This is a genomic window from Halopiger thermotolerans (assembly GCF_054654555.1).
On record NZ_BAAIEU010000001.1, the window covers coordinates 427179 to 439374 of the forward strand.

Consider the following 12196-nt stretch of genomic DNA (forward strand, 5'->3'; position numbering starts at 1 on the left):
GAGGGAGCCAACGTATAATTCCCGTCCGACCTGTATCGAACCCATGGTCGAGGCCTGGCCTCGTACGGGCGAGTTCGATCGAACCGCGCTCGTCCGCGCGATCGCCGTCGTTGCGGGCGTCCTCGGACTGTTCGCCGCGGGACTCGGTCACGGCGGCGCCGGGGTCGAACTGGTTCCCGCCCCCGGAGTACTGGGACTGGCCGCTCGAGACGAGTCGGATCGGACGGCCATCGAGCGACTCGCGAGCGAGGTCGAAACGTACGTCGACCGGCTCGAGGTCGAGGATCGCGACGCCGATTCGAGCGCGAGACCGGGCGAGTTCGAGTTTGGGACCGAGAGCGAGACTGAGTCCGAGTCCGAATCGACGTTCGAACCCCAACTACCGGCCCGTCTCCGCGATCGGAACGACGAAGTCGGGCGGCTCGCGGCGGCCGTCGACGAGCTGACGAGCGCGGTCGAACGCCGCGAGCGGCGCCTCGCCGAGAGCGAGCGCTACCGGACGGAGCTGTACCGCATCACGTCGGACCCGTCCGCGAGCGGCGACGAGAAGATTCGGCGGGTGCTCGAGCTCGGGTGCGAGCGCCTGGGGGTCGAAGCGGGGTTCGTCTCCCGCATCGAACCGGAGTGCGACGAGTATACGGTCGAGTTCGCCCGCGGCAGTGATGTCGTTCGAGAAGCCCAAGAGAGCGACCTGTCGACGATGTACTGTCGCAACGCGATCGACGCCGACGACCTCCTCGGGATCTACAACGCGCCCGCGAAAGGGTACGAAGACGATCCGAGCTACGCGGAACTGGGCATCGGCTGTTACCTCGGCGGGCGAATCGAGGTGAACGGCGAACTGTACGGCACCCTCTGTTTCGTCGACCGCGACCCCCGCGAGGAGCCGTTCACGAGCCCGGAGCGGACGTTCGTCGACCTCATGACGCGGTGGATGAGCCACGAACTCGAGCGCCGCGAGTACGAGCACGAACTCGAGCGCCAGCGGGCGTTTACCGACGACCTGCTCGACGCGCTGGATGATATCTTCTACGTGGTCGACGAGGACATGGTCCTCCAACGCTGGAACGACGCGCTCGCCGAGACGACGGGGTACTCCCACGCGGAGATCGAGGAGATGGACGAGCCGCTGTACTTCGATGATGACGCGCTAGCGGCAATCGAGGAATCAGTGACGGAGGTCTTCGAGACCGGCGAAACACGCCTTGAGGCGCCGCTGACGACCAAGGACGGTGAGCGGATCCCCCACGAGTTCGTCGCGTCCGTGCTCGAGGACCCGGACGGGAACCCGATCGAGGTCGGCATCGCCCGGGACATCTCCGACCGGAAGTGCTACGAGCGCGAGCTCGAGCGGACGGCGCACCTCCTCGAGCAGGCCCAGCGGCTGACGAACGTCGGCGCCTGGGAGCTCGAGGTGCGCCCCGACGCCGACGCGGCCGACTTACGGTGGTCCGACGAAGCGGCCCGTATTCACGGCCACGATCCGGACGCCGACGGCGAACTGGCGTCCGATCTCGAGGACGCCCTCGAGTACTACCATCCGGAGGATCGGCCGCGGCTCCGCCGAGCGATCGAGCGGGCGCTCGAGCGCGGCGAGTCCTACGAACTCGAGTTGCGGATGCGAACGGCGGCGGGCGAGCGGCAGTGGGTCCGGACGATCGGCGAGCCGATCTACGACGACGGAAGGGGGCCCGGATCCGACGGCGAAGCCGAACTCGGGCCCGGAACTGGAACCGGAACCGAAATCGGAACTGCGGCCGGCGCCGATACCGATGCTAATACCGACTCCGGCACCGAATCCTCGGCCGAGACCGAGGCTGAAGCCGAAGCCGAGGCCGCAGCCGAGATCGTCGGCGTCCGGGGCTCGATCCAGGAGATCACCGATCGGAAGGAGCGCGAGCGGGAACTGCGGGAGACCAACGAGCGGCTCAACGCGATCATCGAGGCGTCGCCGGCGGCGCTGATCGCGCTCGACCGCCAGGAGAACGTCACGCTGTGGAACCCCGCGGCGGAGCGAATCTTCGGCTGGAGCGAGGGCGAGGTTCTCGGCGAGCCGCTGCCGATCGTCCCCGACGAGCGCGACGACGGCCACCAGACCCTCTTCCAGCGGTTGCTCGAGGGGGAGACGCTCGCCGCGGTCGAGACGGAACGGCGGCGGAAGGACGGCACGCTGATCGACGTGAGCGTCTCCGCCGCCCCGATCCGCGACGCGGACGGCGACATCGTCGGGACGATGGCCGCGTTCGAGGACATCACCGACCGCAAGGAGCGCGAGCGCCGACTGGAAACGACGACGGCGCGACTCGAGGCGCTGTTCGAGGACTCGCCGGACATCATCAACGTCATCGACGCCGAGGGGACGATCGTCGAGGCGAACCGACGCCTCGCCGACGAGCTTGGGTACGCCGAGGGCGAACTGCTCGGAACGAAAATCTGGGAACACGACGAGCGGTTCGACGCGGACGGCGTCCGCGCGGTGCTCGAGGGGATGGCGGTCGGTGAGCGACGGAAGTTCGAGGGGCGGTTCCGCCGCCGCGACGGGTCGACGTTCCCGATCGAAGTCCACCTGATACGCCTTGATCTCGAGTCCGAAAGCCGCTTTCTCGGGATCTGCCGCGATATCACAGAGCGGAAGCGGCGCGAACAGGATCTCCGAGAGACGAAGCGACGACTCGAACTGGCACTGGAGGGGACCAACACCGGGCTCTGGGAGTGGAACGTCGACACCGACGAGATCAGCTGGAACGCAACGCTGGAGCGGCTGGTCGGCCTCGAGCCCGGCGAGTTCGAGGGGACCTACGAGGCGTTCAAACGGCGCGTCCACCCCGACGACGTCGATCGCGTGGAGGCGGCGCTCGAGGCGGCCGTCGAGGAGAGCGAGCTCTACCGGACGGAGTTTAGGATGCGACACGAGTCCGGCGACTGGGTCTGGATCGGCGCCCGCGGCCGGCTCGTAAACGACGCGAGCGGCGGCCGGCGCATGATCGGCATCCTCAACGACGTGACCGAACGCGTCGAGTACGAGCGGGAACTCGAGCGGATGACGAACCTGCTCGGGCGGGTCCAGCGGATGGCCAACATCGGCGGCTGGGAACTCGACGTCACCGACGAGCCGCGGATCGCGATCTGGTCCGACGAACTGTATCGGCTCCACGATCTGCCCCGCGACATCGATCCGGACTTCGAGACGACGGTCGCGTGCTACCATCCCGACGACCGCCACCGCGTCCGCGAGGAACTCGAGCGCGCGCTCGAGACCGAGACGGAGTACGAACTCGAGGCGCGGATCCAGACCGACGCGGGCGGAGTCAGGTGGGTCCGGGCGATCGGCGAGCCGATCCACGAGGACGGCGACCTCGTCGCGTACCGCGGGGCGATACAGGACATCACCGCGCAGAAAGAACGCGAGCGAACCCTCGAGGCGCTCACGGAGACCGCCCGGCAGATGCTCAACGCGACGACGGAGCCGGCGGTCGCCGAACTGGCCGCGGAGACGGCGACCGAGTTGCTCGACGGGGCCAGCGCCGGCGTCTACCTGCTGGACTCGGAAACCAATCGGTTCGAGCCGGCCGCGTCGACCGGCGACTTCGCCGACCGAACCGGCGGCGCGCCGTCGATCGCGGTCGGCGATGACGATTCCCCGGTCTGGAACGCCTACGTGACGGGGACACAGACGGTCGTCGACGAGGAGTGGGGGGCGGACGGAGACGACCGCGGGGACGGAAACGCCGCACCGCCGTTCGGCGGCGACGCCTCGAGCGGGCTGTTGGTGCCGCTTGGCGATCACGGCGTGTTCGTCCTGCTGGCGCCGCCGGCGGCGATCGGCGACGAGACGCGGCGGCTGTTCGAGACGCTCGTCGCGACGGTCGAGGCGGCGTTCGACCGCCTCGAGAGCGAGGCGAGCCTGCGGGAGCGGGACGCGGAACTCGAGGCGCGCAACCGGCGGCTCAGGCGCCAGATCGCGATCACCGATCTCATCCGACGGATCGATCGGTCCCTGATCGGGGCCGAGAGCCGCGCCGAGATCGAACGCACGGTCCCCGAGCGACTGATCGAGGCCGACGACATCGCGTTCGCCTGGATCGGGGCCGTCGATCCAGGCGAAACGACCCTCGAGCCCCGCGCGTGGGCCGGCGCCAGCCCCGAGTACCTGGACGCGGTCTCGCTCGCGCTGTCGTCGGGCACGGAGCCGGCCGTTCGGACCGCCCGCACCGAGGCGCCGACCGTCGTCGAAAACGTCGTCGACGACCTGCAGGAAGGGGCCTGGCGGAAGGCCGCGCTCAACGAGGGACTGCAGTCGGCCGTCGCCGTGCCCCTCGAGTTCGAGGAGTACGGCTACGGCGTGCTTGCCGTCTACGCCGACGAACCCGACGCGTTCACCGACCTCGAGCGGACGGTGTTCGCGGAACTCGGCGAGGGGATCGCGAACGCGATCAACGCGGTGCAGACGCGGGAGGCGTTGCACTCCGAGTCGGTCGTCGAACTCACGCTCGAACTCGCCGAGGCGGACGACGTGCTGTCGCGGCTCGCGAGACAGGCCGGGACCCGCGTCACCTACGAGGGGCTGAGCACCGGCTCCGACGAGGAGACGCACCTGTTCTTCGAGGTCGAGGGTGACGGCGACGACGTCGACGCGGTCCGCGACGCGCTCGAGGGGCTCGTCGCCGTCGACGACTACCGCGTCATCGGCGACCCCGACGGCGGCCGGCTGTTCGAGGCGACGGTCGCGGGCGACGTGCTCGCCTCGCAGCTGGTCCGCCACGGGGCCAGCCCGCGCTCGATCGACGCCGACGGGGAGCGGACCGTCGTCACCGTCGACGTCCCGACCGGAACGGACGTCCGCGAGTTCGTCGAGATGCTCGCGGAACAGCACGCGGGCGTCGAGCTCCGGTCGCAGCGACACGTCCAGCGGGAGACCCACACCCGCCGGGAGCTGGTGGCATCGCTGCTGGAGCCACTCACGGAGCGACAGCTCGAGGTGCTCCGGACGGCCTACTTCGCGGGCTTCTTCGAGTGGCCCCGCGAGAGCACCGGCGAGGAGGTCGCCGAGTTGCTCGGCGTGACCCAGCCGACGGTCAACCGGCACCTCAGGATGGCCCAGCAGCGGCTCCTCTCGCAGCTGTTCGGGACCGAGTCGCGGTCGTTCGGCGACGAGTCGTAACGAGTCCGAACGCCGTTCGAGACGGCCGATCGAGGGAGAGTTCGTTTCGCCCGGCGGACAGAAAGGAATGCCCAAGGGGCTCGTGCCCGTACCCCGACGCATGGAAACGCCCTTCGGTCGTCGCGACCGCGAAGACGGTCCGGTCCGCTCGGTTCTCGTCGCAATCGGATTGACGGTTTTCGGCCTCGTCGGGGCCGAATTCGCAACTACACCCGCGATACTGCTCGATCCGACGCTCGCGACCGCGCCCGGCGAGGTCTCGATCGAGGTCCGGACGCTGTTTATGGTGTTGAACTTCGTCGGCATGGCGCTGGCCGGCGCGATCTATCTCGCCGTTACCGATCGCGGCTGGTCGTACGTCGACCTCCGCCCGCCGACCAAGCGGGGCTGGCTCTACATCGGAATCGGTGTCGTCGCCAGTATCGCGTATCTCATCTTCATCAACGTCCTGATAACGGCGCTTTCGCTCCAGTCCGCCCAGAGCGGCGTTATCGATATCCTCGGGAACGATCAGACGATGATCCTGATCATGATCGCCATCGTGTTCTTCTTCAACGCGCCGGCAGAGGAGTTCCTCTTTCGGAACGTGATCCAGAAACGCCTCTACGAGGCGTTCAGCCGAATCAGCGCCGTGATCGTCGCGAGCACCATCTTCGCGCTCGTTCACTTCCCGATCTACGCGCTGACGACCGATTCGCTGGCCGCGGTCGCGACCTCGCTGTCGATCCTGTTCGGCGGCTCGGTCATCTTCGGCTACCTGTACGCGAAAAGCGAGAACCTCGCCGTCCCGATCGGCGCCCACGCCACGCTCAACGCCGTCCAGTTCGGCCTCCTCTATCTCAGCCTCGAGTACGACCTCGAGGCGGCGGAGCCACCGACGTCGGCGGTGGTCGATCTGGCGACCGCCCTGCTGTAGCGTCGCGACCACTTTCACCGCGCCATCCGACGGCGTCCGGCCCTTTATTATCGCCCGCGGACGAGAGGGCCGTATGTCCCAGGCGAAGGGCGACCGTCGCGAGCGCGAACTCGTCAACGAACTCGACGAGGCCGGCTTCGCGGTGATGCGCGCCCCCGCGAGCGGCTCCGCGACCGAACGCGAACTCCCCGACGTGCTCGCCGGCGACGGCGAGCAATTCTACGCGATCGAGGCGAAATCGAGCTCCGGCGACCCCATCTACCTCACCGGCGAAGAGGTCGAGGCGCTGATCTACTTCGCGCAGAACTTCGGCGCGAAACCCCGCATCGGCGTCCGCTTCGACCGCGAGGACTGGTACTTCTTCCACCCCGGCGACCTCTACGTGACCGACGGCGGCAACTACCGCGTCAAGAAGGAGACCGCCGTCGCCGACGGCACCGACTTCGCCGAGTTCGTCGGGAAGTCCGAGAAGGTCACGCTCGAGGAGGTCGGCGACGACGAGGACGACGGCCCCGACGAGGACGTGCTGCGCGTTCTTAATGCCGTGAAACAGGGCGTGATGGACATCGAGGAGGCGGCAGAAGCGCTCGAATAGCGGGAAGAACGGCGTTATACCGCATCGTCGCGGCGATCGTACCGCCGCGCGATCGCTTCGATCCAGGCGAACTTACAGGCCATCGAGAGGCCGTACGTGACGGCCGCGCGAACCGGTCGGCGCTCGTAGGCCGCGTACAGGGCGTAGCCGTACAGCGGCACGTTCGCGGTATTGAGGACGTTCGGCCAGTCGAGCCCGAAGGTGCCGTTCTCGCCGTCGATCCACCACCGCTCGGCCCGGACGCCGCGGGTCATCCAGCTCTCGGTTTCGGGGTCCGGCCGGGCGAAGAAGATCGGGTTGACCGCGAGGCCGACCGCCACCGCGCCGAGCAAGCGCCAGTCCCGCCGGTAGAGAGCGACCGGAACGAACAGGCCAAGCAGCACCCGCGACCAGCCGCTTTTCGGGTTCGCGTGGCGCTCCCAGAACGTACGTTCGAAACGCTCAAGCCGCGTGCTCCGGGCCGACGCGTCGTCGCCGTCTCGAGTCGACATACCGAACTGTACGGCGAGCGGCGAGAAAAGCGTTCTTCGGTCCGAACGGTCGGGTGCGCGCCTGCGAGTTAGTCGGCGGTAACCTTCTCGAGGCGCGTCCGCGGGAAGACGTAGACCTTCAGCGAGGAGGGGACGACGCCGTTTGGCTTCACGCTGGCGTGGGGGTAGACCGCGCCGACGACGGGGACGCCAGGGTCGTAGTCCTCGTTGGTCGCGTACTCGGCGACGGTCTCGTCGGTGCCGCCGATCTGGACGGCGTCCGAGCGGTACTCGGAGACGTCGACGACGGTAAGCCGGTCGTCCGTCTCGTGGTCGCGGACCGTATCGCCGGGACGGATCTCGTGCTCGTCGCAGTAGTACGGTTCGTCGGCGTCCTCGTCCACGAACAGCGTCTCGCCGCAGTCGTGACACTCGACGGCGATCTCGCCCGGCGGTGGCGTTCGGCCCTCGGTGATCTCGATCGCGACGCGACGGACGTGCTTGCAGCGGGCGCCGCGGAAGACGTGGTCCGGACAGGTGCAGCGGCCGGCCCCGAGATCGACGAGGTAGGTGCTCTCGCTGGCGGATTCGACCTCGTAGAGGCCGTCGCCCAACGCGAGCACGGACATCGGCTCGATGCGGGCGCGCAGCGAGCGCTCCTCGAGGTGGTCGGGGGTCGGAACGGGAAGCGGTGCTTTCGGTGATGCTGTTGTTTTCATGGTTGCATCAGGGGTGAACTGACGAAATCGGTCGACGGACTATTCAACACTCGTAGGGGCTCGAGCACTATAACGGGCCCGCTACCCCCAGTTTGACCTGAAATTCTGGCTTTCGGTCCGATCGAAGACGGCCTCGAGACGGGGTCCCACCGGCGCCGCTCGAGCAGTCGCTTCGGCGATACTAACAGACTAAATGATCGCCGCCCCTAGATCGGATATGGGACTGCTGGACGGTCTCCGCGCCGCCCTCGGGTTGCGCGCCGAGACCGACGCTCGGCGCGACGCCGACCCCGACGACCTGTTCGGGATGAGCACCGCGTACCTGACGATGGAAGCCGATTTGGGCTACGAGTCGCTCGATATCGGGGCGCTGTGTTTCTCCGGCGTCGACTCGCACAGCTTCAGCGAGACCGTCGACGAGGTCGTCTCGATCCTCGAGGCCGGCCAGGAGGAGACCGGCACCGAGTTCTCGGTCTCGGAGGACGACCACGGCTACCGCTGGGTGATCCTCGAGGACGACGACCCCGAGGACCTGATCACGAGCATGCACTTCGCCGCGGACACGTTTATCGAGCGCGGCTACGGCTCGCGGCTGCTGGCGGCCGTCTTCGCCTACGAGGACCGCGACGGCGACCCCGCCTACTGGATCTACTCGTTCCGCCGCGGAGCCTACTACCCCTTCGCGCCCCGCGACGGCCGCGAGCGGGACTCGAGCGCGGAGTTCAAACTCGAGTCGGCGCTGGACGGCGAACTCGAGATCGAACGCGAGAAGGAGTACTGGTACCCGCTCTGGCCCAGCGAGCGGGGAACCCATCCCTGGGAGTGAGCGGTTCCGAACTCGCCCCGACCCGCCGTACCAAATTCTGTTGGCAACACCGCTATCCCTTCGACGCACCGAGAACGGGTGTCGGCAGGACGCCACATCATCACCATCACAACTGCGCCATACACAGTTGCCCTTCTCCTGCCGCCTTTCACCGATCGCATAGCCACGCGACCGTCCGAATCCTCGTCGTCGTCCGTCGAGCACTCGAGCGAAGCCGATACGCGGACGGCCGTCCGCCGACGGCGGTCACACCAATTATGGGAGTGGACTCGGTATCGACCGGCAGTGACCGAGTGGAACCAGTTCAAGGGCGATCCGCGAAACGGCGGTCTCCGGCGCGACCTCGAGGGACCGCGCCGCATCGAGACGGCGTGGTCGGTCGACCTCGCCGACCCGGTCGGCCCGCCGGTGCTGGATCACGACACCGTCTACGTCGGTACCGAGCGCGGCACCCTGTTCGCACTCGAGCGCGAGACCGGCCGGCGGCGCTGGACCGTCGAGACGCGGGTCGCGGCCGACGAGGCACCGGCCGCGACGCGCGACCGGGTGGCGTTCGGCACCGCCGACGGAACCGTCCGTGCGGTCGATCGGGCGTCCGGCGACCCGGAGTGGCGAACCGAACTGCCGGGCGCGCGGCCGACCGCGCGAGCGCGGTCGGCCGCGGGCGATCGACTCTACGTCGGGCACGCGGCGGGCGTTACCGCGCTCGGAGCCGATACGGGTGACGCGGTCTGGACGCACGAAACAGAAACGCCGGTCGTCGGCTGTCCGACGGTCGCCGACGACCGAACGTGGTCCGGCCCGCGCGTCTACGTCGCCACCGCGGACGAGGCGGTGCGCTGTCTCGAGGCCGCGACCGGCGAGGAAGTCTGGACGACGCCCGCGGACGGCGTCCCGGTCGCGGGCCCGACGGTCGCCGACGGCCTGGTCTACGTCGCCGACGAGTCCGGCACGCTGCTCGCGACGAACACGGAGTCGGGCCAGCCGTGGTTCGCCTACGAGATCGACGCGGCGTTCGCATCGTCGGCGACGGTGCTGCCCGACGCGGAGACGACGTTCGTCGGCGCGACCGACGGTTACCTCCACGTCACCGACACGACCTTCGGCCGGCGAAAACTTCGAGGCTGGCTCTTTTCGAAGCAGGGCGTCCCGCTGGACGGCCCGGTCAGCGCGTGCCCGGTGGTCGTCGGCGACGTCCTCTGCGTCGCCGACGAGACCGGGTCGTGCTACGGTCTCGACGTCGCCGACGGCTGTTCGCACCTGTGGCACCGCGCGCTCGAGGGCCCCGTCTCGCACGCTCCTGCTGTCGGCCGGGAGCACCTGTACGTCGGTGACGACGAGGGGACTCTCACCTGCCTGACGTGGACGCCCGGTGAACCGCGGCCCTGAATCCGTCGCGGACTCGAGACGTTCCGCCTCCTTCCGCCGCCTCTCCTTTTCCGCGAGCGTCTCGAGTAGCGCCGATCGCGATCGGCTTCCCACGTAAACCCACCGGCCCCGAGTTCGACAGCCCCGGCGCCCGCCTGCACTTTCACTTTCACCCTCCTGTTAACGAGGGTTTATGGTGGGTCCGGCACAACGGCAGAGTATGCCCGACGCAGATCTCGAGACGCTCCCCGGCGTTGGACCGGCAACCGCAGAGAAACTTCAGGACGCAGGCTTCGATTCCTTCCAGAGTCTCGCCGTCGCCTCTCCCTCCGAACTGTCGAACACGGCCGACGTCGGCGAGTCCACCGCCGCGGACATCGTCAACGCCGCCCGCGACGCCGCCGACGTCGGCGGCTTCGAAACCGGCTCGACCGTGCTCGAGCGCCGAAACAAGATCGGCAAGCTGAGCTGGCACATCGACGAGGTCGACGACCTGCTCGGCGGTGGGATCGAGACCCAGTCGATCACCGAAGTTTACGGCGAGTTCGGCTCCGGTAAGTCCCAGGTCACCCACCAGATGGCCGTCAACGTCCAGCTTCCCAAGGAGGTCGGCGGCCTCCACGGCAGCGCGATGTTCATCGACAGCGAGGACACGTTCCGCCCCGAGCGGATCGACGACATGGTTCGGGGCCTCCCGGACGACGTCATCGAGGCCACCCTCGAGGACCGCGAGATCGAAGGCACGGCCGACGACGAGGCCGCGCTCGACGAACTCGTCGACTCCATCCTCGAGAAGATTCACGTCGCGAAGGCGTTCAACTCCAACCACCAGATGCTGCTGGCCGAGAAGGCCCAGGAACTCGCAAGCGAGTACGAGGATTCGGAGTACCCGATCCGCCTGCTCGCGGTCGACTCCCTGACGGCCCACTTCCGCGCCGAGTACGTCGGCCGCGGCGAACTCGCGGACCGACAGCAGAAGCTCAACAAGCACCTGCACGACCTCGACAAGGTCGGCAACCTCTACAACACCGCCGTCATCGTCACGAACCAGGTCGCCTCGAACCCCGACTCGTTCTTCGGCGACCCGACCCAGCCGATCGGCGGGAACATCCTCGGCCACAAGTCCACCTTCCGCATCTACCTCCGCAAGTCCAAGGGCGACAAGCGGATCGTCCGCCTGGTCGACGCGCCGAACCTCGCCGACGGCGAGGCCGTCATGCGCGTCGAGGACGGCGGTCTGAAGCCCGAGTAACGGAGAGCAGATCACGCCCACGAGTCGATCGCGGCGACACGCAACCGATTTTTCGTCTTACTTTTCGAGTGCCTCGAGCAGAGCCGTTAGCCCCTCCCGCGCTGCGTCGAACCCCTCGTCGGAGTCGATCCGCATCGTCGTCGGTCGCTCGGGACCGAGCCGCTCGAGGAGCCCGCCGACCGCGGCGATCGGCAGCGGAGCGTCCGGCGGATCGGTCCACGCGAGGGTGATCCGCCGGCGGTCCGGATCCGCCTCCAGTCCCGCTAGTCGCGAGCACCGGAAACACGCCCCGCTCGAGACGCCGAGCGGGCCGTCAGTCTCGTAGCAGAGGCTCGCTCCGGCGAGTTCGAACGGCGTGCCGTCGACGGTCCACCGGCGGGGCTCGGTCGAGACGATGCCCGCAGGTGCCCCCTCGAGTGCGGTTGCGATCGCCTCCGGAGCGTCGGGCGCGGCATCGCCGCCGAGGTTGAGGACCTGGTGGTCAGGATTGTAGTAGAGAAACGGCGTCTCGTCGTGCTCGAGGCGAACGGACTCGAGCGCAACGTGGCCGTGCCAGGTGGGGACGGTCAGCAGCGAGCGGACGATCTCGAGCGCGTCGTCGGTTGCGGGCGCCTGGTACGTCGCGATCGACCCGTCCGTTCGAACGCACTCGAACGCATCGCGGAGTCGTTCCGTCCGGGCGGGATACGCCGCGGCAAAAGTCTCGTCCTCGAGGCGGAGCCGACAGCGGTCCGCCGGCGTCGCGGCAGCCTCGATTGCGGTCATCGCGAGGTGGCGGTCGTCACGGTCGTCGCCCTCGAGCGCCGCGGTCCTGACGACGAGTTCGTGGGTCGGGTCGACCCGCGGCTCACTGTGGTCGGTCACGGTCGGAGCGGGGTGAGAAAAGCAT

At 68.2% G+C, this 12196-nt stretch carries 9 protein-coding genes; 6 read left to right on the plus strand and 3 right to left on the minus strand.

Annotation, left to right across the window (positions count from 1 at the left end):
• Positions 1-43: 43 nt before the first annotated feature.
• From ACYQ26_RS02200 to hjc, 3 genes are all read left to right on the plus strand, one after another.
• Positions 44-5161 carry a PAS domain S-box protein gene (locus ACYQ26_RS02200; protein WP_459806656.1) on the plus strand — a complete coding sequence of 1706 codons (5118 nt, stop codon included), beginning with the start codon at positions 44-46 and terminating at the stop codon, positions 5159-5161.
• A gap of 100 nt (positions 5162-5261) precedes the next feature.
• A complete protein-coding gene (locus tag ACYQ26_RS02205) occupies positions 5262-6077 on the plus strand; it encodes a CPBP family intramembrane glutamic endopeptidase (protein ID WP_459806657.1) in 816 nt (271 codons plus the stop codon).
• 73 nt (positions 6078-6150) lie between these two features.
• The gene (gene hjc / locus ACYQ26_RS02210) at positions 6151-6672 is read left to right on the plus strand and encodes a Holliday junction resolvase Hjc (RefSeq protein ID WP_459806659.1); all 522 of its coding nucleotides are present in this window, start codon (positions 6151-6153) and stop codon (positions 6670-6672) included.
• A gap of 14 nt (positions 6673-6686) precedes the next feature.
• Here hjc and ACYQ26_RS02215 read toward each other — a convergent pair whose 3' ends face one another.
• Complete coding sequence (locus tag ACYQ26_RS02215; protein WP_459806660.1) at positions 6687-7163, minus strand: DUF6653 family protein; 477 nt, start codon at positions 7161-7163, stop codon at positions 6687-6689.
• 68 nt (positions 7164-7231) lie between these two features.
• A complete protein-coding gene (locus ACYQ26_RS02220; RefSeq protein ID WP_459806662.1) occupies positions 7232-7861 on the minus strand; it encodes an SWIM zinc finger family protein in 630 nt (209 codons plus the stop codon).
• A 217-nt stretch (positions 7862-8078) separates the two neighbouring features.
• Between ACYQ26_RS02220 and pspAB the strand changes: the two genes are divergently transcribed.
• The 3 genes from pspAB to radA all read left to right on the plus strand — a co-directional run bounded on the left by pspAB (position 8079) and on the right by radA (position 11307).
• Positions 8079-8687 (plus strand): PspA-associated protein PspAB, encoded by a 609-nt coding sequence (gene pspAB, locus ACYQ26_RS02225; protein WP_459806664.1) that lies wholly within the window; start codon positions 8079-8081, stop codon positions 8685-8687.
• 285 nt (positions 8688-8972) lie between these two features.
• A complete protein-coding gene (locus tag ACYQ26_RS02230; protein WP_459806666.1) occupies positions 8973-10076 on the plus strand; it encodes an outer membrane protein assembly factor BamB family protein in 1104 nt (367 codons plus the stop codon).
• A gap of 199 nt (positions 10077-10275) precedes the next feature.
• Positions 10276-11307, plus strand: coding sequence for a DNA repair and recombination protein RadA (gene radA / locus ACYQ26_RS02235; protein WP_459806668.1), 1032 nt, complete (start codon positions 10276-10278; stop codon positions 11305-11307).
• A 57-nt stretch (positions 11308-11364) separates the two neighbouring features.
• On the opposite strand, the gene ACYQ26_RS02240 is transcribed toward radA, so the two are convergent.
• Entirely contained in the window at positions 11365-12171 is an 807-nt protein-coding gene (locus tag ACYQ26_RS02240; protein WP_459806670.1) for a hypothetical protein, read from the minus strand.
• Positions 12172-12196 lie beyond the last annotated feature (25 nt).